Genomic DNA, 23083 nt, shown 5'->3' with positions numbered 1-23083 from the left:
GGGTTACTCCTTGCTGGGGACTTTGAATACGTGGCGCATATAGGCGACGAAGTTCTCGTCGCGGCATTGGGTCTTGGCGGCTTCGTCGGAAATCTTCGCCACCGGCGCGCCATTGCAGTCGGTCATTTTAAGCACGATGTTCATCGGTGCCACGCCTGGGATGTCACAGGTGAGGTTGGTGCCGATGCCAAAGCTCACGTTGATGCGACCACGCAGGGCGCGGAAGATTTCCAGTGAGCGGGTCAGGTTGAGACCATCGGAAAACACCAGGGTCTTGGTCATCGGGTCGATACCCAGTTTCTGGTAGTGGGCGATGGCCTTTTCTGCCCAGGCCACCGGTTCGCCGGAGTCATGCCGCAAGCCGTCGAACAGCTTGGCGAAGTACAGGTCGAAATCGCCGAGGAAGGCATCCATGGTGATGCAGTCGGTCAGGGCGATGCCGAGCAGGCCGCGGTACTCGCGCACCCAGCAGTCCAGCGCGGCGATCTGGCTGTCGATCAGCCGCGGGCCGAGTTGCTGGTGGGCCATGATCCATTCGTGGGCCATGGTGCCCAACGGCTTGACATCCAGTTTCCATGCCAGGTCGACGTTGCTGGTGCCGACGAAACGGGCCGGGAAGTCGTCGCGCAGCACGCGGACCACTTCTTCCTGCACGCGGCTGGAAAAGCGTCGACGGGTGCCGAAGTCGGCCACCTGCAGTTCGGCCAGTTCATCGGCGCTGGCATGTGCGCGTAGCCAGTCGAACTTGCGGTACAGCTGGTCGCGCGCTTCGGCCAGGCGCATGCGGGGGTGCAGGTGGCGGTTGCGCACTTCGCTGATGATCGCCAGCAGCGGCACTTCGAACAGGATCACATGCAGCCACGGGCCTTTCAGGCGCAGGAACAGCTGGTTGTCTTCTATCCCCAGGCGCACGTAACGCAGGTTGAAGCGGAACAGGCGCAGAAAGCGCAGGAAGTCGGGCTTGAGGAAGCTGATGCGTTCGAGGAAGGCCAGCTGGCCGTCGTCGAGGGTAAGGTCGCTGAGCTTTTCCAGCTGGTTGCGGATCTCGCCGAGATAGGGGCGCAGGTCCTCGCCGTTGCGGCAGCGGAATTCCCATTCGACGTCGGCGTCCGGGTAGTTGTGCAACACGCCCTGCATCATCGTGAGTTTGTAGAAGTCAGTGTCGAGCAGGTTGTGCACGATGCGCTCGGCGAATGCGCTCTCGCTCATCAAAGGGGCTCCGGAAGCGGCGAATGGCGGACATTGTGCCAGCCTTTTGCGCCTCGTGTGGCTGTTCCGGCCTCTTCGCGGGCTTGCCCGCTCCCACAGGAACACCTCCGAGCTCAGGAACGGTGCAGTACCTGTGGGAGCGGGCGAGCCCGCGAAGAGGCCGGAACAGCCAAAACAGCGTGTTTTTCGGTGCGCGCGCAGGCCTTGTAACGGTGCCGCCTGTAGCAGTCGCGCACCAGCAGTGTGCAGTTCGGTGACGTCCGCTGTTACAGGCCGGTTGCACGTAAACACTTGCCGGGGTTGCAATGATGGCACTCGACGGTTGCTCCTTGTCTGTACGTGTGGTGGCGCCCGCCGCGCGGCAGACGGTTGCACGCTCAATAAAGAAAAGGCCGTCGGTCGCCTGCAGACGCCCTCTACGGTGTGTTTTTCCGGAAGACAAAACCGATGGCACGGCCCTTGCTCGGAGCACAGGGCTGAGAAGTTGTAGTGCCAACCAAAAAAACTCTAGGAGCACCACCTCATGTCGCAGACGTTTTACAAGAAAGGTTTCCTGGCTCTGGCCGTAGCTACGGCACTGGGTGTTTCTTCGTATGTTCAGGCCGACGTCAAGATCGGTGTAGCGGGCCCGATGACCGGGGCAAACGCAGCGTTTGGCGAGCAGTACATGAAAGGTGCGCAGGCAGCGGCCGACAAGATCAACGCCGCCGGTGGCGTGAATGGCGAGAAAATCGTCCTGGTCAAGGGCGATGACGCCTGCGAACCGAAGCAGGCCGTGGCCGTGGCCAACCGCCTGGTCGACCAGGACAAGGTGATCGGCGTGGTCGGCCACTTCTGTTCCTCCAATACCATCCCGGCTTCCGAGGTATATGACGAGGCTGGCGTGATCGCCATCACCCCGGGCTCGACCAACCCGCAGGTGACCGAGCGCGGCCTTTCCGCCATGTTCCGCATGTGCGGGCGTGACGACCAGCAGGGCATCGTCGCTGGCGACTACATCGTCGACGTGCTCAAGGGCAAGAAGGTCGCGGTGCTGCACGACAAGGACACCTACGGCCAAGGCCTGGCTGACGCGACCAAGGCGCAGCTGGAGAAACGCGGCGTCAAGCCGGTGCTGTACGAAGGCCTGACCCGTGGCGAGAAAGACTTCAGTGCCGTGGTCACCAAGATCCGCTCCACCGGTGCCGACGTGGTGTACTTCGGTGGCCTGCACCCGGAAGCCGGCCCGCTGGTGCGCCAGCTGCGCGAGCAGGGCCTGAAGGACGTCAAGTTCATGTCCGATGATGGCATCGTCACCGACGAACTGGTGTCCACCGCAGGCGGCGCGCAGTACGTCGACGGCGTGTACATGACCTTCGGTGCCGACCCGCGCCTGCTGCCGGACAGCAAGGCGGTGGTGGAGGAGTTCCGCAAGAATGGCACCGAGCCGGAAGGCTACACCCTGTACGCCTACGCTTCGCTGCAGGCCCTGGCCGCTGCCTTCAACGGCGCCAAGTCGAACAAGGGCGAAGACGCTGCCAAGTGGCTCAAGGCCAACCCGGTGCAGACCGTCATGGGCGAGAAGAAGTGGGACAGCAAGGGTGACCTGACCGTGTCCGACTACGTGGTCTACCAGTGGGATGCCCAAGGCAAGTACCACCAGCTGGAAAAACAAAAATAACAACGGCCCACGGCCCGGGTTCACGCCCGGGCCCAAGCCCCGCGGTACCTGTCTTTATCCGTAGATCTGCACAGTACTGCGCTGCGAGGGCCGCCTAGTCCCAAGGCCCGCCGTGGTCGGCGCTCGTGCAATCTCAATCAGGTGAGATTGCGTTATGGATGGTATTTTCCTGCAGCAACTGGTCAACGGCCTGACTCTCGGGTCGGTCTATGGCCTGATCGCCATCGGCTACACAATGGTCTATGGCATCATCGGCATGATCAACTTCGCGCACGGCGAGGTGTACATGATTTCCGCGTACCTCGCGGCAATCAGCCTGGCATTGCTGGCTTACTTCGGTATCGAGTCGTTCCCCCTGCTGATGCTGGGCACCCTGTTGTTCACCATCGTCGTCACCGGTGTGTACGGCTTCACCATCGAACGCATCGCCTACAAACCCCTGCGCAACTCCACCCGCCTGGCACCGCTGATCAGTGCCATCGGCATTTCGCTGATCCTGCAGAACTACGCGCAGATCAGCCAGGGCGCCCGCCAGCAAGGCGTGCCAACCCTGCTCGAAGGCGCCTGGCGCGTCGAAGTGGGCACCGGCTTCGTGCAACTGACCTACACCAAGATCTTCATCCTGGTGGCCGCATTCGTGGGCATGGGCCTGCTCACCTACGTGATCAAGTACACCAAGCTTGGCCGCATGTGCCGGGCTACCCAGCAAGACCGCAAGATGGCCTCGATCCTCGGCATCAACACCGACCGGGTGATCTCCTACGTGTTCGTCATCGGTGCGGTGATGGCCGCCCTGGCTGGCGTGCTGATCACCATGAACTACGGCACCTTCGACTTCTACGCCGGCTTCATCATCGGCATCAAGGCGTTCACCGCCGCGGTGCTCGGCGGTATCGGCTCGCTGCCTGGCGCCATGCTCGGCGGGATCATCCTGGGTATTTCCGAGTCGCTGTTCTCTGGCCTGATCAACTCCGACTACAAGGACGTGTTCAGCTTCTCGCTGCTGGTGATGATCCTTATCTTCCGCCCGCAAGGCCTGCTGGGTCGCCCGCTCGTGGCTAAGGTGTGAACATGTCCATTGCCAAAACTGCCGCTGTTCCCGAAACCAAGGGTTTCGACCTTAAACGCAGCCTGCTGGAGACCATCGTCGCCGGCTTGCTGGCACTCATCGTGTTTGGCCCGGTCGTCGGCGTGGTCCTCGATGGCTACAGCTTCAATGCCGAGCCGCGTCGCGTGGCCTGGCTGGTCGGTGGGGTGATGCTGGGGCGCTTCCTGCTCAGCCTGTACCTGCAGACCGCCGCCGGCACCCGCATGCTGCAGGGCTTCGAAAGCGGTGGCTCGGGCGTGCATGTGCGCGCGCCGGACTACGTGTCGCGGCTGCGCTACATCATCCCGGCGCTGGTGGTGATTGCCATCGTCTTCCCGATCTTCGCCAACAAGTACCTGTTGACCGTGGTCATCCTTGGCCTGATCTACGTACTGCTCGGCCTCGGCCTGAACATCGTGGTCGGCCTGGCCGGCCTGCTCGACCTCGGCTACGTGGCGTTCTATGCCATCGGCGCCTACGGCCTGGCGCTGGGCTACCAGTACCTCGGCCTGGGCTTCTGGAGCGTGCTGCCACTGGCGGCCATCGCAGCGGCGCTGGCGGGCTGTGTCCTCGGCTTCCCGGTGCTGCGGATGCACGGTGACTACCTGGCGATCGTGACCCTGGGCTTCGGTGAGATCATCCGCCTGGTACTGAACAACTGGCTGTCGTTCACCGGTGGCCCGAACGGCATGCCGGCGCCGTCGCCAACCTTCTTCGGCCTGGAATTCGGCCGCCGGGCCAAGGACGGTGGGGTACCGATCCACGAGTTCTTCGGCTTCGAATACAACGCCAACCTCAAGTTCGTGTTCATCTACGCGGTGCTGTTCATGGTCGTGCTGGCGGTGCTGTACATCAAGCACCGCCTGACCCGCATGCCGGTCGGCCGGGCCTGGGAAGCGCTGCGCGAGGACGAGATCGCCTGCCGCTCGATGGGCCTGAACCATGTGTTGGTGAAACTCTCGGCGTTTACCCTGGGCGCCTCCACTGCTGGCCTTGCGGGGGTGTTCTTCGCAACCTACCAGGGCTTCGTCAACCCGTCCTCGTTCACCTTCTTCGAGTCGGCACTGATTCTTGCCATCGTCGTGCTCGGCGGCATGGGCTCGACCGTGGGCGTGGTGATCGCGGCCTTCGTCCTGACCGTGGCGCCAGAGCTGCTGCGCAGCTTCTCGGAATACCGGGTGCTGCTGTTCGGTGTGCTCATGGTGCTGATGATGATCTGGCGACCGCGTGGGCTGATCCGCATCAGCCGTACCGGTGTGACCCCGCGTAAAGGAGTGGCGCCATGAGCGACGATATCATTCTCTCGGTCGACAACCTGATGATGCAGTTCGGTGGCATCAAGGCGCTCAGCGATGTCAGCCTGAAGGTCAAGCGCAACCAGATCTTCGCCCTGATCGGCCCCAACGGCGCCGGCAAGACCACGGTGTTCAACTGCCTCACCGGCTTCTACAAGGCCAGTGGTGGGCGCATCGAGCTGAACGTGCGCGGTAGCCACACCAATGTCATCCAGCTGCTCGGCGAGCGCTTCCAGGCTGCGGACTTCGTCTCGCCGGCGCGCTTTGCCAACCGCCTGTACTACAAGATGTTCGGCGGTACCCACTTGGTCAACCGCGCCGGCCTGGCACGGACCTTCCAGAACATTCGCCTGTTCAAGGAAATGTCGGTGGTGGAAAACCTGCTGGTGGCCCAGCACATGTGGGTAAACCGCAACCTACTGGCCGGGGTGCTCAACACCAAGGCCTACCGCAAGGCTGAAAGCGATGCCCTGGACCATGCGTTCTACTGGCTGGAAGTGGTCGACCTGGTCGATTGCGCCAACCGCCTGGCCGGTGAATTGTCGTACGGCCAGCAGCGCCGCCTGGAAATCGCCCGGGCCATGTGCACGCGGCCGAAGATCATCTGCCTGGACGAACCGGCGGCTGGCCTGAACCCGCAGGAAACCGAGGCCCTCAGCCGCATGATCCGCGTGCTGCGCGACGAGCACGACATCACCGTGGTGCTGATCGAGCACGACATGGGCATGGTCATGAGCATCTCCGACCATATCGTGGTGCTCGACCACGGCAACGTGATTGCCGAAGGCGCGCCGCAGGATATCCGCCACAACCCGACGGTGATCGCCGCCTACCTGGGTGCCGATGAAGAGGAACTGGTATGACTGCACCCATTCTCGAACTGAAGGACCTGGACGTGTTCTACGGGCCGATCCAGGCGCTGAAAAAGGTGTCGATGCACATCAACGAGGGCGAGACGGTCAGCCTGATCGGCGCCAACGGTGCCGGCAAGTCGACCTTGCTGATGTCGATTTTCGGCCAGCCGCGGGCAGCGTCGGGGCATATCGTCTATCGCGGCACCGACATTACCCGCAAATCGTCGCACTACATCGCTTCCAACGGCATCGCCCAGTCGCCGGAAGGGCGCCGGGTGTTCCCCGACATGACCGTCGAGGAAAACCTGATGATGGGCACCATCCCCATCGGCGACAAGCATGCCGACGAAGACATGCAGCGCATGTACGAGCTGTTCCCGCGGCTGAAGGAGCGGCGCAACCAGCGGGCCATGACCATGTCCGGTGGCGAGCAGCAGATGCTGGCGATTGCCCGGGCGCTGATGAGCCGTCCGAAGTTGTTGCTGCTGGACGAGCCATCGCTGGGGCTGGCGCCGATCGTGGTCAAGCAGATCTTCTCGACCCTGCGCGAACTGGCCAAGACCGGGATGACCATCTTCCTGGTCGAGCAGAACGCCAACCATGCACTGAAGCTGTCGGACCGGGCCTATGTGATGGTCAACGGGCAGATTCGCATGACCGGCACCGGGCAGGAGCTGCTGGTCAACGAGGAAGTGCGCAACGCTTATCTGGGCGGTCATTGAGTGGTATCCGGGGCTGCAAACGCAGCCCCGTCCGCTATGTGGACAACCTGTTTCACATCCTTCCGGAATTACTCCACAAGCGCGTCGCAAGCCATTGTTTGCACAGGCTGATGTTTTCCACGGTTAATGTGGAGCCGCCTGTGGAAAACATGGTGGCACCTGGCGCGAGCCCTTGAACAGCAAGGGTTGCAGCTGCATGGTTATTTTTTGATCAGAAGCCTTCTGTGGGTGATTTTCACTGCTCTGGCGAGCCCTGCAGCCTCGCCCAACGCAGCGAACACCCTGTGGATAACTCTGTGAAAAACCCTTGGACAGACCGCTACACGCGGCATGCTTGAAAGCCTTGCGCCATCACCTTGAAGATATCCACCAACCCCGCCACGCTGAAAGGGTTCCGCCCAGCAGACAAGTTGCCCCCAATCCATGGGGAAAGTCTTGTGGATAACATGCGCATAGCTGGCGCCGCGCCCTCTGCAGCAAGGGTTTGCCGGTTATGAACAAAAAATGACCAGCGGCCTCGACGGCTTGCTGCCAGCGTCCGGCGCGGGCATGCTGCAAAGCTGCCGATGACAACCTACCGTGAGGAACAGAGCATGACGTCCACCGTATTCATCACTGGCGCGACTTCCGGTTTCGGCGAGGCGACTGCTCGCCGCTTTGCCGAGGCCGGCTGGAAACTGGTCCTCACGGGTCGTCGCAAGGAGCGCCTGGACGCCCTGTGCGCCGAGCTGTCAGCCAAGACCGAAGTGCATGGGCTGGTGCTCGACGTGCGCGATCGCAAGGCCATGGAGCAAGCCATCGCCAACCTGCCGGCAGGCTTCGACAAGTTGCGAGGGCTGGTCAACAATGCCGGCCTCGCGCTGGGCGTGGATGCGGCGCAGAACTGCAGCCTGGACGACTGGGAAACCATGGTCGATACCAACATCAAGGGGCTGATCTACACCACCCGCCTGCTGCTGCCACGCCTGATCGCCCATGGCCGCGGCGCCTCGATCCTCAACGTGGGCTCGGTGGCAGGCAACTACCCGTACCCGGGCAGCAACGTGTATGGCGGTACCAAGGCGTTCGTCGGCCAGTTCTCGCTGAGCCTGCGCTGCGACCTGCGCGGCACCGGGGTGCGCGTGAGCAACATCGAGCCGGGCCTGTGCGAGAGTGAATTCTCGCTGGTGCGCTTCGGCGGCGACCAGGCCAAGTACGATGCGACCTACGCCGGTGCCGAGCCAATCCAGCCGCAGGACATCGCCGAGACCATTTTCTGGATCCTCAACCAGCCGGCGCACATCAACATCAACAGCCTGGAGCTGATGCCGGTTAGCCAGGACTGGGCAGGGTTCTCGATCGACCGGTCAGCCAACGGTTGAGTATCCACCTGGTCGGCTAGTGCGCCCTTTGTAGGAGCGGCCTTGTGTCGCGAAAGGGCTGCGAAGCAGCCCCGGCAATTTGTGCATATACGCTGAAACCCCGGGGCTGCTCTGCAGCCCTTTCGCGACACAAGGCCGCTCCTACACGGGCAATGCGCATCTACGGGCCGCTGCAGCGTCAGCCCAGGCGTTGCAAGCCTTCCAGGCACGTCGCCAGGTGGTAGGGGGTGGTCGAAGGCATATCATGCCGGCTGACCGCTCCCTCGCCGTCCCGGCACTCATACCAGCCCGCTTGCCGCAGGAACCGCGCTTCCAGCGCCTGCAACTGCCCCGCCAGCTTCGCCTCGCCACCGACGCGCAACACCAACGCCCGCAGGTATTCGGCCTGCGCCCAGATCCGCTGGGTGGCATCCAGTACCTGGCCATCCACAGCCAGCATCGCCAACACTGCCCCATCCTTCACCCCGTACTGCTCGGCAAAGCCGAACGCCCGGTCGATGGAGGCATGCAGCGGCGTGTCACGCAGCAGCGGCGAGGTGTGCAGCAGGTAGAACCACTCGAACTGATGCCCTGGTTCGAACCAGTTATCCACAGCGTCGCGGGGTTTTTCCAGCATCAGGCCATGGGCCGGTTCGATGAAGTGCGCCTGCAGGGCATCGCACAGCTGCAGCAGCGACTGCCGGGTATGTTCGTCTTCACGTACTGCCAGCACTTGCAGGAAAGCTTCGGCCAGATGCATCTGTGGGTTCTGCAGCGGGCCGCTGCCCAGGTCGGCCCAGTCTTCACCCAGGCTGGCTTCGTACAGGCCGTCGCCACGGGCGAACTGCTGGTCGATGATGCCCAGAGCGGCATTCAAGGTGGACTCCACCAGGCTTTCGCGCACCTTGCCCCAGTAGTGCGCGCAGGCGAACACGATGAAGGCATGGGTATACAGGTCCTTGCGCCGGTCCAGCGGCTTGCCTTGGGCGTCGATACTGTAGAACCAGCCACCATGTTCGGCGTCGTGGAAGTGCTTTTGCAACGAGCGGAACAGGGCGGCCGCGCGTTCGGCGGCACCGGGCTGCCCGATGCGGCTGCTGAACAGGTACAGCTGGCGCGCGCAGGCCATGGCCCGGTAGCGCTGCACCGGCAAGGGCCGCTGCTCGGCGTCCAGGGCTTCGTAGGGCAGGGCCATGTCGGCGTTCCAGCCCGGGCCTTGCCACAACGGCACGATGCGTTCGGCGAAATGCTGGTTGAAGCGGGCCAGTTCGGGCAGGGTGTGGCGGGGGTTGGACATTTAGGCGCTCGTCGCTGTCGGGCAGGGCGCCATGGTAGCAGAACTGGGGTTTTCGGTAGCCTGTGCCGGCAAAGAGGCCAGTACCGGCAACCATCAGCCCGGGTTGCCCAACCCCTGCCAATGTCGCGCGCCGACGAAGATGAAGCGCAACTGCTGGGTGATCTTTTCCTGCGGCGTCAGCGCCTGTGGATAACCCGGCTCCGGGCTGTCGATCAGTTCCGGCAGGGTGGCGAACACGGTCTTCACCACCAGGTCGGCCATTACCGCCAGCGCCGCGCTGTCCAGGTGCTGCCAGCGTTTCATGCGTGCGAGGTCGGTGGCCAGGTCGTCGCTGATGTTCTGGCGCAGGCGGGCAATGGCCTGGCGGACTGCCTGTGAACCGCCGTACTGCTCGCGGGCCAGGAACAGGAACTGTGCGCGGTGGGCGGCGACCACGTCGAGGAAGATGCGCACCGAGGCATCGGTAATGCCGCCCAGTTCGAATTCGTTGTGGCGTACCAGGCGGATGGTTTGGCGGAACGTGGCATCGACCTCGGCCACCAGGGCCAGGCCCAGGGCGTCCATGTCGGAGAAATGCCGGTAGAAGCCGGTGGGTACGATGCCGGCGGTCTTCGCCACTTCGCGCAGGCTGATACTGCCGAAACCACGGCCACTCTCCATGAGCTGGCAGGCGGCATCAAGCAGGGCCTGGCGGGTCTGTAGCTTCTGTTCGGCGCGCGGCAGCATGGTGCGAGCTTCTGTGACGGTGAGGCTGGGCACTCTAGTGAAAAAAACAAAGCCCGGTCAATGGACCGGGCCTGGAGGGGAGGCGGTGTTGCGACAGAGATTGTTCTTTTCGGTCATGGGGTCAGCTCACACGGCTGATTTCGACCAGGCGATCAGAACCACCTTCGGCGACACGGCCAGCGCGTTCGATCAGGCGATCGGAGCCACCTTCGGCAACGCGGCCAGTGCGTTCGATCAGGCGATCGGAGCCACCTTCGGCAACACGGCCAGTGCGTTCGATCAGGCGATCGGAGCCACCTTCGGCAACACGGCCAGTGCGTTCGATCAGGCGATCAGAACCACCTTCGGCAACACGGCCAGTGCGTTCGATCAGGCGATCGGAGCCACCTTCGGCAATGCGGCCAGTACGTTCGATCAGGCGATCGGAGCCACCTTCGGCAACGCGGCCAGTACGTTCGATCAGGCGATCGGAGCCACCTTCGGCAACGCGGCCAGTACGTTCGATCAGGCGATCAGAACCACCTTCGGCAACAGTCTTCAGCGGCTGGGCGATTTCGGCAGCGCTGGAGCGCGATTCGGCGGTCAGGTGTTGCTCGTCGGCTGGCAAGGCAAAAGCGTTGGCAGCCAGAATGGACAGGGTCAGGGTCAGCAGGTGGCGTTTCATGACTTCGGTGCTCCTCTCGGGGGCTGGAAAGTGGGTACGGAGTCAATGCTACGCCGGGTAACGCCAGAGAGAAGTTCATACGGGTAATGGTAACAATCGACCATATTGATAGAGACCTCGAACGGCTCTAGCACAGCCTTTATGGCTTGAGTAATGGCTTTTTGATATTGCTGTGAGCCGGTTACACATCCAGCCTGACGCGATGAATTGCTGAACAAATGGCCAGGAAAAACTTCGCTATCATGGGCCAACCATAAAACCCCGCGGGTTTTCGTCAGTCCCAGATAGTGAATGCCCCGCTACGCCTGTTTCTGTGCCATACCGCAAGGAGAATCACGCAATGACGCGTCCCGCCAGAATCCTCGTCTGGACCTTCACCAGCCTGCTGACCTTGTTGGCGATCCTGGTGGTGATCATCGCCACCTTCGACTGGAACCGCGTCAAACCCCTGCTCAACGACAAAGTCTCAGAAGCCCTGCAGCGGCCCTTCGCGATCAATGGCAACCTTGCCGTCGAGTGGCGCACCGAAGCGCAAGAGGGCGGCTGGCGTGCCTGGGTACCCTGGCCGCATTTCATTGCCGAGGACCTGAGCCTGGGCAACCCGGCGTGGCTCAACGAGCAGAAGATGGTCGGCCTGGAACGTGTGGCGTTCCGCCTGGCGCCGTTACCGTTGCTGTTCCGGCAGATCAGCATCCCGCGCATCGACCTGACCAAACCCACTGCCAGCCTGACCCGTCTGGCCGATGGCCGCGCCAACTGGACCTTCGATTTCGGCCCCAAGGATGACAACGCCGAACCTTCGAAATGGCAGTTGGACATCGGCGCCATCGGCTTTGACCAGGGCAATGTCAGTTTCGATGACCAAACCCTGAAAACCAGCATGAAGGTGCAGATCGACCCGCTGGGCAAGCCAATACCGTTCAGTGACATCGTCGGCAAGGCCAGGGCCGAGAAGGCCGGTGCAGCGCAGGATTACGCCTTCGGCCTGAAGGTGCAGGGCCGCTACAAAGGCCAGCCGGTGGCCGGCTCCGGCAAGATAGGCGGCCTGCTGGCCCTGCAGGACGCCAGCCAACCGTTCCCGCTGCAGGCCGATGTGCGTATCGCCGACACCCATGTGGTGCTCGCCGGTACCCTGACCGACCCGCGCAACCTGGGCGCCCTCGACCTGCGCCTGCGCCTGTCCGGGGCCAGCCTGGGCAACCTCTACCCGCTGACCGGTGTGACCCTGCCGGACACCCCGGCCTATTCCACCGATGGCCACCTCAGCGCCAACCTGCACGCGGCGCAAGGGGCGAGCTTCGATTACCAGGGCTTCAACGGCCAGATCGGTGACAGCGACATCCATGGTGACCTGGTCTTCGTTGCCAGCCAGCCACGGCCCAGGCTGTCGGGCAACCTGGTATCCAATCAATTGCTGTTCAAGGACCTGGCGCCACTGATCGGTGCCGACTCCAATGCCGAACAGAAAACCCGTGGTGGCGCCAGCAAGCAGCCGCAAGGCAAGGTTCTGCCAGTGGAGGAGTTCCGCACCGAGCGCTGGCGTGCCATGGATGCCGACGTCACCTTTGCCGGCAAGCGCATCGTGCACAGCGCGCAATTGCCCTTCAATGACCTGTCGGCCCACGTGATCCTGGAAGATGGCCTGCTGCGCCTGGAACCCCTGCGTTTTGGCGTGGCCGGTGGCAACCTGGCCTCGCAGATCCGCCTGGATGGCCGCAACGTGCCGCTGCAGGGGCGTGCCCGGTTGACCGCGCGGGGCTTCAAGCTCAAGCAACTGTTCCCTGGTTTTGCGCCAATGCAGACCAGCTTTGGCGAGTTGAATGGCGATGCCGACATCACAGGCCGGGGTAACTCGGTAGCTGCGCTGCTGGGTACGGCCAATGGCGACCTGCGCATGCTGGTCAACGATGGCGCTATCAGCCGGAGCCTGATGGAGATTGCCGGGTTGAACGTGGGCAACTACGTGGTCGGCAAGCTGTTCGGCGATGAAGACGTGAAGATCAATTGCGCAGCAGCCGATGTCGGCATCAAGGATGGGTTGGCGACCACGCGCCTGTTCATCTTCGATACCGAGAACGCGATCATCTACATCAACGGCACGGCCAATTTCGCCAGCGAGCAGCTGGACCTGAAAATCACCCCGGAATCGAAAGGGCTGCGGCTGTTCTCGCTGCGCTCGCCGCTATACGTGCGCGGGCCGTTCGCCAAGCCCAGTGCCGGGGTGCAGGCGGTGCCGCTGGCATTGCGCGGGGCGGGGATGGTGGCGCTGGGCGTGGTGGCCGGGCCGGCGGCGGGCTTGCTGGCGTTGGTTGCCCCCAGCAGCGGGGATGACCCGAACCAATGCACGCCGCTGTTGCAGCAGATGAAGGCGGGCAAGGCGCCAGCTGCGGTGAAAGGCAAGCAATGAGGGGGCCGCGTTGCGGCCCATCGCCGGCGAGCCAGTTCCCACAGGTACCGCGCCGGCTTCGACTTGACGCGACACCTGTAGCAGCGGCTTCAGCCGCGAGCACCGGCACAGCCGGTGCCATCCACCGCGCCGCCTGCTTCGCGGATAAATCTGCTCCTACAGTTGACGCGGTACCGGTAGGAGGGCGCTGGGCTGCCGAGCAGCCCCTGGCAATTACAGCCCTTGCAGCAGATCGGACATATCGTCCGCGTGTTCTTCTTCCTGGGCCAGGATGTCCTCGAAGATCCGCCGCGTGGTCGGGTCCTTGTCACCGATGTACTGGATGATCTCGCGGTAGCTGTCGATGGCGATGCGCTCTGCCACCAGGTCCTCCAACACCATCTCCTTCAGCGTGGTACCCGCCACGTACTGGGCGTGCGAGTTCTTGCTGAGGTTGTCCGGGTTGAAGTCCGGTTCGCCGCCCAGCTGCACGATACGCTCGGCGAGCCTGTCGGCGTGTTCGGCTTCTTGGTTGGCATGCTCCAGGAATTCTTCGGCCGCTATGCTGGCTTTCACCCCCGAAGCCATGAAGTAGTGGCGCTTGTAGCGCAGCGTGCACACCAGTTCGGTCGCCAGGGCTTCGTTGAGCAGGCGGATGATGCGCTCACGGTCGGCGTGGTAGCCCTCGGTCACGGCGCCGTTCTCGACGTGCTGGCGGGCACGCTGGCGTAGGGTTTGCACATCGGTCAGTTCAATCGCAGTCATATTCATCTCCGAAAGCATCAAGGTGGTCATGGCGTGTCCTGTGGGTGTCATGCGCCGTGGGCGGCGTCGCTGTCTTCCTGGCGTTGCTTGCAGGTCTTGAAGCCTTTGGCATCGACATGGCCAGTGGCGTCGAAGCGCACGTAGTAGGGCTGCTGGTGGCCGTCGCGGTTGAGGATGTAGTCATTGCAGGTACCGCCGTGAGGCAGGTCGGTCACGTTGGATGGGCTACCGCCGATAGCGATGACCTTCTGCATGGTCATGCCATTTTCCACCTGCTTGACCAGCGGTTCGTCGCGGTAGGTGACGTAATCCACGGGGTTTTCCGGGCGGCTGCCACAGGCGGCGAGGGTGGCGCTAGCCAGGAGGATTGCCAGGGTCTGCTTGTACATGGTCCCGCTCCTTGCAAAGGGTCTGTTGGCTTTGGAACCGCAGCGGGTGGCCAGAGTTCGATTGCGCTGTTCATCAGGGCCGCTGTAGTGTGGGTCGGTCGTCCACGGAAAGGGGCTGGCCATGCCACAGGAATTGACCACGCGATACCCGTTGGTGCTGGTGCCGGGCATGCTGGGGTTCGTGCGGGTGGTGCTCTACCCCTACTGGTTCGGCATTGTGCCGGCACTGCGCAAGGGCGGGGCGCAGGTGTTCCCGGTGCAGGTTTCGCCACTGCATTGCAGCGAGGTGCGCGGCGAGCAGCTGCTGGCGATCATCGAAGACATCTGCCAGCGCAGCAATGCCGAAAAGGTCAACCTCATTGGCCACAGCCAAGGTGCGCTGGACGCACGCTACGCTGCAGCCAGGCGCCCCGACCGTGTGGCGTCGGTCACGTCGGTGGCGGGGCCCAACCATGGCTCGGAGCTGGCTGACTGGCTGGAGCGCATGGCACCGGGTGATTCGCCCCAGGGGCGTTTGCTCAAGGCCTTGCTGCACGGTATTGCCGTGCTGCTGGTGTGGCTGGAAACCAGCTGGCGCCGCGACCCGCTGCCGGTGGATGTGCACGCCTCGCACCAGGCGCTGACCAGCAGCGGGGTGGCGCGCTTCAACCAGGCTTATCCACAGGGGCTGCCAGATACCTGGGGCGGGGAAGGGGCCTATCAGGTCGATGGCGTACGCTATTACTCCTGGTCCGGCACCTTGCAACCTGGCCTGACCGACCGGGGACGCAACCGTTTCGATGGCAGCAGCTACTTCTGCCGCCTGTTCGCGCGCAGTTTCAGCAAGGAAAAGGGCCAGTGCGATGGCATGGTCGGGCGCTTCAGCTCGCACCTTGGGCAAGTGATTGGCGACGATTACCCGCTCGATCACCTGGACATCGTCAACCAGTCCCTGGGGGCCATCGGCAAGGCTGCCGAGCCGGTGCGGCTATTCACCGAGCATGCCGCCCGGCTGAAGGCGGCCGGGCTCTAGCGGCGAATCGGCGTGGTCCAGCGCTCGGCCAGCAGCACGCCGGCCAGGGTCAGCACACCGCCGACCAGGTGATAGCGGGCCAGTTGCTCTCCGAGAGCCACGGCGGCGATGACTGCGGTGACCAGGGGCAGCAGATTGAAGAACAAGGTGGTGCGGCTTGGCCCCAGGCGGTGCACCGCCTGCATCCACAGCAACGGCGCAAGCATCGAGGCCAGCACGCAGGCGTACAGCACCAGCCCGATGTTGCGGCTGTTCAGGCCGGTTTTTTCCGACAGCAGGAACAACGGCAGCAGCACGACGATGGCCACCAGCACCTGCAGGTACAGCAACTGCATCGGTGGCAGGCGCAGTTGCCACTTCTTCAGCAGGAAGCTATACAGCGCGTAGGCCAGGGTGGCCACCAGCATCAGCAGGTCGCCGCTGTTCAGGCCCTGCTCCAGCAGGCTGGCGGGGTCACCGGCGCTGACCACCTCAAGCACACCGAAGAACGACACCACGGCCCCCAGCAAGGCCCCGTAGCTCAGCCGCTGGCCCAGCCCGGCGATGGACAGCGCCAGCGCCATCAACGGCATCAGCGAAAGGATGATGCCCATGTTGGTGGCACTGGTGATGCCGGCGGCGAAGTACGCCAGGCTCTGGTACAGCGCCATGCCGAGCACGCCCAGCACGGCCACCTTGGCCAGGTGCGGGCGGATGGCTGTGCGGTTGCGCCATACGGCGGGCAGCAGGAACGGGGTGAACAACAGGGCGGCCAGTAGCCAGCGGTAGAAGCCGATCTCGGCGGGGTGGATGGCGCCGGCGGACATCTTGGTGACCACCGTGTTACCGGCCCAGATGAGGATGGCGGTGAGCGGAAAGAGGTAGTTCATGGAGCGAGATACTCGTTGCGGGCAGATTGGGCTGCTTTGCCGGCCATCGCCAGACAAGGCCGCTACGATACGAGATCGCCTGTGCCGTGTAGCAGCGGCCTTGTGTCGCGATGGCCTGCGCAGCAGGCCCCGATGCCACTCATTATCAACTGTCTGTCTACAAGCCTATACTTCCAGCCAGACAACCCACCCCGCGAAACAGTCAGCATGCCGCGCAAATACCTCGACCTCCCCCAATTCACCCAACTGCCGGCGCCGGTGTATTTCCGCCACGACGAATTCGGTGCCGACACCCACAGTGCCTTGCACCGCCACACCTGGGGCCAGCTCAACTACACCGCCCACGGCGTGATGCAGCTGGAGGTTGCCGGCCAACGCTTCCTGTCGCCGCCGCAGTATGCGGTGTGGGTACCACCCGATACCGAGCATGGCTGCTACAACCCGCACGCCATCGTGTACCGTTCGATCTACCTGGACCGCAGCCTGTGTACCGCCTTGCCGCAGCAACCGTGCAGCCTGATCATCAGCGATATCCTCAAGGCCATCCTCGCCGACTTCGCCCGGCGCGACCTGCGGGTAGCCGAGGGCGAGCGCGACCAGCGCCTGGTACAGGTGCTGCTCGACCAACTGCTGCTGGCACCGACCCAGGCCTGCTACCTGCCGTTGGCCCACAGCGAAGGTCTGCGCCAGGTGCTCGATGCCCTTGCCGCCGAGCCCGGCGACAACCGCCCGCTGGCTGACTGGGCTGCGCGGGTGCATGTCAGCGAACGTACCCTGGCCCGTCAGTTCCTGCGTGAACTGGGCATCAGTTTCGGCGAATGGCGCCTGCGCCTGCGTTTCCTGCGCGCCATCGATGCGTTGGAAGCCGGCTTGCCGATCCAGGCCATCGCCTTCGACCTTGGCTACAGCAGCGCGTCAGCGTTCATCGCCATGTTCCAGCGCCAGGCCGGATGCACACCCGAGCAATACCGTCGCCAGGCGCGGGCAAAGCGCTGAGAATTCTTGGCTACACTCAGCTCGACCCCCGCGCATCGGGCGCGGAGCCAAGGAGACCACTCCATGAAAGTGCTGCAGATCCCTTTACTGGTATTGGCGGTGTTGTTCAGCGCCCAAGGCTTCGCTGCCACGACCGCGCAGCAGGAAAAGATGACAACCTGCAACGCCGACGCCACCGCCAAGGCCCTGAAGGGCGATGAGCGCAAAGCCTTCATGAGCACCTGCCTGAAGAAGGAGGTGCCACAAACCCAGCAGGAGAAGATGAAAACCTGCAACGCTGACGCCACCAGCAAAGCCCTCAAGGGGGATGAGCGCAAGGCGTTCATGAGTGACTGTCTGAAGAAGAAATGACCTGCGCCTATGCCTGCAAGCGTAACGCTGGCAGACTGCGGGTCTTTCCCGTTGTCTGCCGTTGAGGCTGTATGACCTTCACCCCCCGCCAGGTCACCCTGGCCAGCTGGATCATCGTATTTGCCGGCCTGTTGCTGGCGTTGCCCCTGAAATTGCTGCCAAGCCTGCTGGCCGGTCTGCTGGTGTTCGAGCTGGTCAACATGCTCACCCCGCGGCTGCAGCCGCTGATTGCCGGGCAACGCGCGCGCTGGCTGGCCGTTGCACTGCTTGGCACACTGGTGGTCATTACCCTGGCCTTGCTCATCGCCGGTGCCTTCAGTTTCCTGCTGCACGAGGCAGAAAACCCCGGTGCCTCGCTGGACAAGTTCATGGCCCTGGTGGAGCGTGCCCGCGGGCAGCTGCCGCCGTTCATCGAAGGCTACCTGCCGGCCAGTGCGGCGGAGTTCAAGGTGGCCATCGGTGACTGGATCAAGAGCCACCTGAGCGACCTGCAACTGGTCGGCAAGGGCATGGCGCACATGTTCGTCACCTTGCTGATCGGCATGATCCTCGGTGCCATCGTCGCCTTGCAGCGCATCCCTGACATTTCCCGGCGCAAACCCCTGGCGGCGGCGCTGTTCGAACGCCTGAGCCTGCTGGTGCAGGCGTTTCGCAACATCGTCTTCGCGCAAATCAGGATCTCGCTGCTCAACACCACCTTCACCGGCATCTTCCTGGCGGTGGTGCTGCCGATGTTCGACGTGCACCTGCCGCTGACAAAGACGCTGATCGTGCTGACCTTCCTGCTCGGCCTGCTGCCGGTGATCGGCAACTTGATGTCGAACACCCTGATCACCATCGTCGGCCTGTCGCTGTCGATCTGGGTGGCGGCGGCGGCGCTGGGTTACCTGATCGTCATCCACAAGGTCGAGTATTTCCTCAACGCGCGGATCGTGGGCGGGCAGATCAGCGCCAAGTCATGGGAATTGCTGCTGGCGATGCTGGTGTTCGAGGCGGCGTTCGGCTTGCCGGGGGTGGTGGCGGGGCCGGTCTACTATGCCTACCTGAAGAGCGAGCTGAAGCGGGCGGAGTTGGTCTGAGGTGGCTGGGGCCGCTTTGCGGCCCGTCGCGACACAAGGCCGCTCCTACAGGGACCGCGTAGCCAGGTGGAGGCATGGTCCTGTAGGAGCGGCCTTGTGTCGCGATGGGCTGCAAAGCAGCCCCCAAAGCAATCAGGCCACGCCGTAGCGCTTGCGTGCCTCGATGGCCAGCCCGCTGCCAATGCTGCCAAAGATGTTGCCTTCCACATGCCGCGCATTCGGCAGCATCGCCGCCACGCTGTTGCGCAGCGCCGGGATCCCGCTGGAACCGCCGGTGAAGAACACCGTGTCGACCTGGGTCTCGCTGACACCCGCCTTGGCCAGCAATTCGCTCACGCTGCCACGCACGCGCTCGAGCAACCCTTCGATAGCCGCCTCGAACAACGTACGGGACAGGTCCACGCCCAGCTCGCGCTCGATGCGGCCGAGGTCGACGCGCCGGCTCTGCTGCTCCGTCAGCTCGATCTTGCTGGCCTCCACTTCCATCGCCAACCAGTGCCCGGCACGCTCTTCGATCAGCTTGAACAGGCGGTCGATGCCCAGCGTGTCCTCGATGTCGTAGCGCATGCTGCCCAGGGCCAGTTGCGACTTCTGCGAGTACAGGGCGTTGATGGTGTGCCAGGTGGCCAGGTTGAGGTGGTAGCTGGTGGGCATCAGCGCGCCGCTCTTCATGCGGCTGCCGTAGCCGAACAGCGGCATCACGCCCTGCAGGCTCAGTTGCTTGTCGAAGTCGGTACCACCGATGTGCACGCCGCCGGTGGCGAGGATGTCGCTCTGCCGTTCGGCAACCAGGTGGCGCTCGGGCGACAGGCGGATCAGGGTGAAGTCCGAGGTACCACCGCCGATATCGACGATCAGCACCAGCTCTTCGCGGCTGATGCCCGACTCGTAGTCGAAGGCCGCGGCAATCGGCTCGTACTGGAACGACACGTCCTTGAAGCCGATCTTGCGCGCCACTTCGGCCAGGGTATCCTCGGCCTCCTGGTCGGCGGCCGGGTCTTCGTCGACGAAGAACACCGGGCGGCCCAGCACTACCTGTTCGAACTCACGGCCGGCAGTGGCCTCGGCGCGCTTCTTCAGCTCGCCGATGAACATGCCCAGCAGGTCCTTGAACGGCAGGGCGCTGCCCAGCACGCTGGTATCGTGCTTGATCAGCTTGGAACCCAGCAGGCTTTTCAGCGAGCGCATCAGACGCCCTTCATAGCCTTCCAGGTACTCGTGCAGCGCCAGGCGGCCATACACCGGCCGACGTTCCTCGATGTTGAAGAACACCACCGAGGGCAAGGTGATCTTGCCGTCTTCCAGGGCAATCAGCGACTCGACACCCGGGCGGTGCCAGCCAACCGTGGAGTTGGAGGTGCCAAAATCGATGCCCAGGGCGCGGGCCGGGGATACGTCAGACATGGGGAATGAGCTTCCGGAGGCAAAACGGCCGCGCAGTGTATGCCAGTTGGCCACAGAATCAAGACCGGTCATCTGCCCTGGAGCAAACCCAAAGCGGTCTTGAAAGGCTATGCTTGAGCCCTATCTTCAGTGGCAACACGCACATTCACATTGGTGATCCATAGATGGACTTCAAAGACTACTACAAGATACTTGGCGTAGAGCCCACGGCGGACGAGAAGGCGATCAAGGCCGCGTACCGCAAGCTGGCGCGCAAGTATCACCCCGATGTCAGCAAGGAGCGCGACGCCGAGGAAAAATTCAAGGAGGCCAACGAGGCCTACGAAGTGCTGGGCGACGCGCAGAAACGTGCCGAGTTCGACGAAATCCGCAAGTACGGCGGCCAGCATGGCCGGCCGTTCCAGGCGCCACCGGGCTGGGAAAGCCGTGGCGGTGGCGGCGGCTTCGAGGGCGGTGATTTTTCCGACTTCTTCAGTTCGATATTCGGTGCCCGGGGTGGCAACCCCTTTGGTGGCGCCCGGCAACAGCAACGCAGTGCCGGCAGGCGAGGGCAGGACGTGGAGCTTGAACTGGCGGTATTCCTTGAAGAGACCCTGAACAAGGAGTCCAAGCAGATCAGCTTCCAGGTGCCGCAGACCAATGCGATGGGCCAGCGCACCGGCTTCACCACCAAGACCCTGAACGTGAAGATCCCGGCCGGGGTGACCGATGGCGAGCGTATCCGCCTCAAGGGCCAGGGCGCGCCGGGCAGCGCAGGCGGGGCCAACGGCGACCTGTTCCTGACCATCCGCATGGCACCGCACCCGTTGTTCGATGTCGAAGGTCATGACTTGATCATTACCGTACCACTGGCACCGTGGGAGGCAGCACTGGGCGCCAAGGTGGCCGTACCGACCCTGGACGGCAAGATCAACCTCACCATCCGCCCCGACAGCCAGAGCGGCCAGCGTCTGCGCGTACCGGGCAAGGGCCTGGCCAACAAGAGTGGCGAGCGTGGCAACCTTTACGCGCAACTGAAAGTGGTCATGCCGCCAGCATCCGACGAGTCTGCCCGCGAACTGTGGACCAAGCTTTCCGAGAAGGCTGCGTTCAACCCGAGGACACAATGGAGTAAGTGATCATGAGCAGCACCCTGATCGTTCAACTGGACATGCGTACCTTGTGTCAGGAGGCCGACCTCACGGCTGACTGCGTGATCGAAATCGTCGAGCACGGCATTGTCGAACCCTCCGGGCGAACGCCGGAGGACTGGTTGTTCGACGATCAGGCACCGTTGCTGGCCAAACGCGCGGCCAAGCTGCACGAGGAGCTGGAGCTGGAGTGGGAAGGGGTGGCCCTGGCGCTGGAGCTGTTGCAGGAGGTGCGGCAGTTGCGTAGCGAGAACAGCATGCTGAGGCAGCGCTTGGGCAGGTTCATCCAGATGTGAGCTGGTGCAGGGACGGCTGATGATGGTCCCTGTAGGAGCGGCCTTGTGTCGCGATGGGCTGCAAAGCAGCCCCTGATCGTCGCTCTGGATCAAGATTGTCGGGGCTGCGTTGCAGCCCATCGCGACACAAGGCCGCTCCTACAGGGGGCGCACCCGTGGCGTATCAGTTGAGTTCAGCCCCCGGGTTCAGCACCCGTGGCGTATCAGTTGGGTTCAGCCCCTGGGTTCAGCACCAGTTGCATGAAGGTCAAGTCCAGCCAGCGGCCAAACTTCACCCCCACCTGCGGCATCTGCCCGGTCACCACGAAGCCCAGCCGCTCGTGCAGGCGCACCGACGCGGCATTGCCGCTCTCGATGGCCGCGACCATTACATGCTTGCCGCAATCCCGCGCGCGTTCGATCAGTGCCGCCATCAGCTGCGGCCCCAGGCCCTTGCCACGTTGGTCGCCACGGACATACACCGAATGTTCCACGGTATGGCGAAAGCCCTCGAACGGCCGCCAGTCGCCAAACGAGGCATAGCCGAGCACGCCGCTGTCATCCACCGCCACCAGGATCGGGTAGCCCTGCTGCGCCCGTGATTCGAACCAGGCCTGGCGGTTGCCCAGGTCAACCGGGGTTTCGTTCCAGATCGCCGTGGTGTTGCGCACCGCGTCGTTGTAGATGTCGAGGATGCCCGCCACGTCGGTGGGTAGGGCGTCGCGGATGTGGTGCGTCATGACAGCGTCTCGCAGGTTCGTTGTGTGCAGGTTAAATGGTTACCAGCCCGCGCACACCTTCCGCCTGCATGTTTTCGCCACGGCCACGCTGGATGATCTCGCCACGGGCCATCACCAGGTACTGGTCGGCCAGCGCCTCGGCGAAATCATAGAACTGCTCCACCAGCAGGATGGCCATGTCGCCACGTTCGGCCAGGCGGCGGATGACCGCGCCGATTTCCTTGATCACCGAGGGCTGGATGCCTTCGGTCGGCTCGTCGAGGATCAGCAGGCGCGGGCGGCTGGCCAGGGCTCGGCCGATGGCCAGCTGTTGCTGCTGGCCGCCGGACAGGTCGCCGCCACGGCGTTGCTTCATCTGCTCGAGTACCGGGAACAGCTCGTAGATGAACGCTGGCACTTCACGGGCTTCGCGGGCGGGGAAGCGCGACAGGCCCATCAGCAGGTTTTCCTCGACGCTCAGGCGCGGAAAGATCTCGCGGCCCTGGGGTACGTAGGCGATGCCGGCATGGACCCGTTGCTGGGGTTTGAGTGCGGTGATCGGCTTGCCTTCCCATTCGATGCTGCCGTCGCGCACGGGTACCAGGCCCATCAGGCAACGCAGCAAGGTGGTCTTGCCCACCCCGTTGCGCCCCAGCAGGCAGGTGATTTCACCGACCCTGGCTTCGAAGGACAGGCCGCGCAGGATGTGGCTGCCGCCGTAATACTGGTGCAGGGTGTCGATCTTGAGCATGTGTGTATTCCTGAAATTGTTGCTGTGCCTGTGCCGGCCCTTTCGCGGGCTCGCCCACAGCTACTGCACAGCTCTGGAAGCTGGTGCAAAACCTGTGGGAGCG

23 protein-coding genes are annotated in these 23083 nt (G+C 63.4%); 13 read left to right on the top strand and 10 right to left on the bottom strand.

Features of this window, described 5'->3' with window-relative positions:
- Positions 1–3: 3 nt before the first annotated feature.
- Positions 4–1209 (bottom strand): nicotinate phosphoribosyltransferase, encoded by a 1206-nt coding sequence (gene pncB, locus HU763_RS21805; protein ID WP_186686478.1) that lies wholly within the window; start codon positions 1207–1209, stop codon positions 4–6.
- A gap of 523 nt (positions 1210–1732) precedes the next feature.
- Between pncB and HU763_RS21800 the strand changes: the two genes are divergently transcribed.
- The 6 genes from HU763_RS21800 to HU763_RS21775 all read left to right on the top strand — a co-directional run bounded on the left by HU763_RS21800 (position 1733) and on the right by HU763_RS21775 (position 8188).
- Positions 1733–2869 (top strand): branched-chain amino acid ABC transporter substrate-binding protein, encoded by a 1137-nt coding sequence (locus tag HU763_RS21800; RefSeq protein ID WP_186686481.1) that lies wholly within the window; start codon positions 1733–1735, stop codon positions 2867–2869.
- A gap of 154 nt (positions 2870–3023) precedes the next feature.
- The gene (locus tag HU763_RS21795; RefSeq protein WP_013974411.1) at positions 3024–3938 is read left to right on the top strand and encodes an ABC transporter permease subunit; all 915 of its coding nucleotides are present in this window, start codon (positions 3024–3026) and stop codon (positions 3936–3938) included.
- Positions 3939–3940: 2 nt separating this feature from the next.
- Positions 3941–5242, top strand: coding sequence for a high-affinity branched-chain amino acid ABC transporter permease LivM (gene livM, locus HU763_RS21790; RefSeq protein WP_186686482.1), 1302 nt, complete (start codon positions 3941–3943; stop codon positions 5240–5242).
- A complete protein-coding gene (locus tag HU763_RS21785) occupies positions 5239–6114 on the top strand; it encodes an ATP-binding cassette domain-containing protein (protein WP_019098909.1) in 876 nt (291 codons plus the stop codon). The genes livM and HU763_RS21785 overlap by 4 nt, the downstream gene beginning before the upstream one ends.
- On the top strand, positions 6111–6827 hold the full coding sequence (locus HU763_RS21780; protein ID WP_170032985.1) for an ABC transporter ATP-binding protein: 717 nt from the start codon (positions 6111–6113) through the stop codon (positions 6825–6827). Before HU763_RS21785 ends, HU763_RS21780 begins: the two co-directional genes overlap by 4 nt.
- A gap of 593 nt (positions 6828–7420) precedes the next feature.
- Positions 7421–8188: an SDR family oxidoreductase gene (locus tag HU763_RS21775; RefSeq protein WP_186686483.1), complete on the top strand. Its 768-nt coding sequence runs from the start codon at positions 7421–7423 to the stop codon at positions 8186–8188.
- A gap of 178 nt (positions 8189–8366) precedes the next feature.
- Here the strand turns inward: HU763_RS21775 and HU763_RS21770 are convergent, their stop codons facing one another.
- From HU763_RS21770 to HU763_RS21760, 3 genes are all read right to left on the bottom strand, one after another.
- Entirely contained in the window at positions 8367–9464 is a 1098-nt protein-coding gene (locus tag HU763_RS21770; protein WP_186686484.1) for an AGE family epimerase/isomerase, read from the bottom strand.
- 93 nt (positions 9465–9557) lie between these two features.
- On the bottom strand, positions 9558–10190 hold the full coding sequence (locus HU763_RS21765) for a TetR family transcriptional regulator (RefSeq protein WP_186686485.1): 633 nt from the start codon (positions 10188–10190) through the stop codon (positions 9558–9560).
- Between the two features lie 121 nt (positions 10191–10311).
- On the bottom strand, positions 10312–10854 hold the full coding sequence (locus tag HU763_RS21760) for a phage infection protein (RefSeq protein WP_200626306.1): 543 nt from the start codon (positions 10852–10854) through the stop codon (positions 10312–10314).
- Between the two features lie 340 nt (positions 10855–11194).
- Between HU763_RS21760 and HU763_RS21755 the strand changes: the two genes are divergently transcribed.
- A complete protein-coding gene (locus HU763_RS21755; protein ID WP_186686487.1) occupies positions 11195–13261 on the top strand; it encodes an AsmA family protein in 2067 nt (688 codons plus the stop codon).
- 213 nt (positions 13262–13474) lie between these two features.
- Here HU763_RS21755 and HU763_RS21750 read toward each other — a convergent pair whose 3' ends face one another.
- Positions 13475–14005, bottom strand: a complete 531-nt coding sequence (locus HU763_RS21750) for a ferritin-like domain-containing protein (RefSeq protein WP_170034307.1) — start codon at positions 14003–14005, stop codon at positions 13475–13477.
- A gap of 47 nt (positions 14006–14052) precedes the next feature.
- Positions 14053–14394, bottom strand: a complete 342-nt coding sequence (gene osmE / locus HU763_RS21745; protein WP_170032974.1) for an osmotically-inducible lipoprotein OsmE — start codon at positions 14392–14394, stop codon at positions 14053–14055.
- A gap of 121 nt (positions 14395–14515) precedes the next feature.
- On the opposite strand from osmE, the gene HU763_RS21740 reads away from it, so the two are divergent.
- A complete protein-coding gene (locus tag HU763_RS21740) occupies positions 14516–15406 on the top strand; it encodes an esterase/lipase family protein (RefSeq protein WP_186686488.1) in 891 nt (296 codons plus the stop codon).
- Here HU763_RS21740 and HU763_RS21735 read toward each other — a convergent pair.
- Positions 15403–16275 (bottom strand): DMT family transporter, encoded by an 873-nt coding sequence (locus HU763_RS21735; RefSeq protein ID WP_186686490.1) that lies wholly within the window; start codon positions 16273–16275, stop codon positions 15403–15405. The two genes, HU763_RS21740 and HU763_RS21735, sit on opposite strands and share 4 nt — an antisense overlap.
- Before the next feature lie 207 nt (positions 16276–16482).
- Here HU763_RS21735 and HU763_RS21730 point away from each other — a divergent pair, with 207 nt between their 5' ends.
- The 3 genes from HU763_RS21730 to HU763_RS21720 all read left to right on the top strand — a co-directional run bounded on the left by HU763_RS21730 (position 16483) and on the right by HU763_RS21720 (position 18701).
- The gene (locus HU763_RS21730) at positions 16483–17271 is read left to right on the top strand and encodes an AraC family transcriptional regulator (protein WP_186686492.1); all 789 of its coding nucleotides are present in this window, start codon (positions 16483–16485) and stop codon (positions 17269–17271) included.
- Positions 17272–17334: 63 nt separating this feature from the next.
- On the top strand, positions 17335–17622 hold the full coding sequence (locus HU763_RS21725) for a PsiF family protein (RefSeq protein ID WP_186686495.1): 288 nt from the start codon (positions 17335–17337) through the stop codon (positions 17620–17622).
- A gap of 71 nt (positions 17623–17693) precedes the next feature.
- On the top strand, positions 17694–18701 hold the full coding sequence (locus HU763_RS21720; protein ID WP_186686498.1) for an AI-2E family transporter: 1008 nt from the start codon (positions 17694–17696) through the stop codon (positions 18699–18701).
- A gap of 132 nt (positions 18702–18833) precedes the next feature.
- Here HU763_RS21720 and HU763_RS21715 read toward each other — a convergent pair whose 3' ends face one another.
- On the bottom strand, positions 18834–20105 hold the full coding sequence (locus tag HU763_RS21715; protein ID WP_186672614.1) for an Hsp70 family protein: 1272 nt from the start codon (positions 20103–20105) through the stop codon (positions 18834–18836).
- Positions 20106–20269: 164 nt separating this feature from the next.
- Between HU763_RS21715 and cbpA the strand changes: the two genes are divergently transcribed.
- A complete protein-coding gene (cbpA, locus tag HU763_RS21710; RefSeq protein WP_186686501.1) occupies positions 20270–21223 on the top strand; it encodes a curved DNA-binding protein in 954 nt (317 codons plus the stop codon).
- Positions 21224–21225: 2 nt separating this feature from the next.
- A complete protein-coding gene (locus tag HU763_RS21705; protein WP_170032959.1) occupies positions 21226–21531 on the top strand; it encodes a chaperone modulator CbpM in 306 nt (101 codons plus the stop codon).
- Between the two features lie 203 nt (positions 21532–21734).
- On the opposite strand, the gene HU763_RS21700 is transcribed toward HU763_RS21705, so the two are convergent.
- Positions 21735–22250 carry a GNAT family N-acetyltransferase gene (locus HU763_RS21700; RefSeq protein ID WP_186686503.1) on the bottom strand — a complete coding sequence of 172 codons (516 nt, stop codon included), beginning with the start codon at positions 22248–22250 and terminating at the stop codon, positions 21735–21737.
- 31 nt (positions 22251–22281) lie between these two features.
- Positions 22282–22980: an urea ABC transporter ATP-binding subunit UrtE gene (gene urtE / locus HU763_RS21695; protein ID WP_170032955.1), complete on the bottom strand. Its 699-nt coding sequence runs from the start codon at positions 22978–22980 to the stop codon at positions 22282–22284.
- Between the last annotated feature and the right edge of the window lie 103 nt (positions 22981–23083).

The organism is Pseudomonas anuradhapurensis (genome assembly GCF_014269225.2).
Taxonomy (GTDB): domain Bacteria; phylum Pseudomonadota; class Gammaproteobacteria; order Pseudomonadales; family Pseudomonadaceae; genus Aquipseudomonas; species Aquipseudomonas anuradhapurensis.
This window is presented reverse-complemented; position numbering and strand designations above follow the sequence as displayed.

Excerpts from the sequence above, each read along its gene's own strand:
- pncB (WP_186686478.1), bottom strand. The coding sequence starts at position 1,209 with ATGAGCGAGAGCGCATTCGCCGAGCGCATCGTGCACAACCTGCTCGAC.
- HU763_RS21800 (WP_186686481.1), top strand. The coding sequence starts at position 1,733 with ATGTCGCAGACGTTTTACAAGAAAGGTTTCCTGGCTCTGGCCGTAGCT.
- HU763_RS21795 (WP_013974411.1), top strand. The coding sequence starts at position 3,024 with ATGGATGGTATTTTCCTGCAGCAACTGGTCAACGGCCTGACTCTCGGG.
- livM (WP_186686482.1), top strand. The coding sequence starts at position 3,941 with ATGTCCATTGCCAAAACTGCCGCTGTTCCCGAAACCAAGGGTTTCGAC.
- HU763_RS21785 (WP_019098909.1), top strand. The coding sequence starts at position 5,239 with ATGAGCGACGATATCATTCTCTCGGTCGACAACCTGATGATGCAGTTC.
- HU763_RS21780 (WP_170032985.1), top strand. The coding sequence starts at position 6,111 with ATGACTGCACCCATTCTCGAACTGAAGGACCTGGACGTGTTCTACGGG.
- HU763_RS21775 (WP_186686483.1), top strand. The coding sequence starts at position 7,421 with ATGACGTCCACCGTATTCATCACTGGCGCGACTTCCGGTTTCGGCGAG.
- HU763_RS21770 (WP_186686484.1), bottom strand. The coding sequence starts at position 9,464 with ATGTCCAACCCCCGCCACACCCTGCCCGAACTGGCCCGCTTCAACCAG.
- HU763_RS21765 (WP_186686485.1), bottom strand. The coding sequence starts at position 10,190 with ATGCTGCCGCGCGCCGAACAGAAGCTACAGACCCGCCAGGCCCTGCTT.
- HU763_RS21760 (WP_200626306.1), bottom strand. The coding sequence starts at position 10,854 with ATGAAACGCCACCTGCTGACCCTGACCCTGTCCATTCTGGCTGCCAAC.
- HU763_RS21755 (WP_186686487.1), top strand. The coding sequence starts at position 11,195 with ATGACGCGTCCCGCCAGAATCCTCGTCTGGACCTTCACCAGCCTGCTG.
- HU763_RS21750 (WP_170034307.1), bottom strand. The coding sequence starts at position 14,005 with ATGACTGCGATTGAACTGACCGATGTGCAAACCCTACGCCAGCGTGCC.
- osmE (WP_170032974.1), bottom strand. The coding sequence starts at position 14,394 with ATGTACAAGCAGACCCTGGCAATCCTCCTGGCTAGCGCCACCCTCGCC.
- HU763_RS21740 (WP_186686488.1), top strand. The coding sequence starts at position 14,516 with ATGCCACAGGAATTGACCACGCGATACCCGTTGGTGCTGGTGCCGGGC.
- HU763_RS21735 (WP_186686490.1), bottom strand. The coding sequence starts at position 16,275 with ATGAACTACCTCTTTCCGCTCACCGCCATCCTCATCTGGGCCGGTAAC.
- HU763_RS21730 (WP_186686492.1), top strand. The coding sequence starts at position 16,483 with ATGCCGCGCAAATACCTCGACCTCCCCCAATTCACCCAACTGCCGGCG.
- HU763_RS21725 (WP_186686495.1), top strand. The coding sequence starts at position 17,335 with ATGAAAGTGCTGCAGATCCCTTTACTGGTATTGGCGGTGTTGTTCAGC.
- HU763_RS21720 (WP_186686498.1), top strand. The coding sequence starts at position 17,694 with ATGACCTTCACCCCCCGCCAGGTCACCCTGGCCAGCTGGATCATCGTA.
- HU763_RS21715 (WP_186672614.1), bottom strand. The coding sequence starts at position 20,105 with ATGTCTGACGTATCCCCGGCCCGCGCCCTGGGCATCGATTTTGGCACC.
- cbpA (WP_186686501.1), top strand. The coding sequence starts at position 20,270 with ATGGACTTCAAAGACTACTACAAGATACTTGGCGTAGAGCCCACGGCG.
- HU763_RS21705 (WP_170032959.1), top strand. The coding sequence starts at position 21,226 with ATGAGCAGCACCCTGATCGTTCAACTGGACATGCGTACCTTGTGTCAG.
- HU763_RS21700 (WP_186686503.1), bottom strand. The coding sequence starts at position 22,250 with ATGACGCACCACATCCGCGACGCCCTACCCACCGACGTGGCGGGCATC.
- urtE (WP_170032955.1), bottom strand. The coding sequence starts at position 22,980 with ATGCTCAAGATCGACACCCTGCACCAGTATTACGGCGGCAGCCACATC.